We start from the raw sequence: 267 nt of genomic DNA, 5'->3' as shown, positions 1-267 counted from the left end.
GCGTCGGACATAGCTTGACTGGTCGTTCATCCAGCGACGAGAGATTGCCGCGTCTGGAACGTCGTGATCGAAGCCGTGATAAGCGCCAGCCACGTGATGCAGTTCGAATTTTACGCCGGCCGCGAGAAGGCGGGTGGCGTAATCGAGCGCCTCGTCGCGAAGCGGATCAAGCTCGACTGCGAGGATGTAAGCGCTCGGCAGGTCGGAGAGGTCTTCGGCGCGGCCTGGCGCGGCGTAGATGGAGGCGTCTTCGGGGAGCGCCAGGTA

Annotated in this window: 1 protein-coding gene; it reads right to left on the bottom strand. The window is 63.3% G+C overall.

The window, feature by feature from the left end:
* The coding region (locus tag SB717_RS36385; protein WP_410907888.1) for an alpha/beta hydrolase fold domain-containing protein at positions 1–267 on the bottom strand (267 nt) is incomplete at both ends.

This window comes from Priestia sp. SIMBA_032 (assembly GCF_046535215.1).
GTDB lineage: Bacteria > Bacillota > Bacilli > Bacillales > Bacillaceae_H > Priestia > Priestia aryabhattai.
Note: the sequence above shows the minus strand (reverse complement) of the source record. Positions and strands in the feature narration are given on the sequence as shown.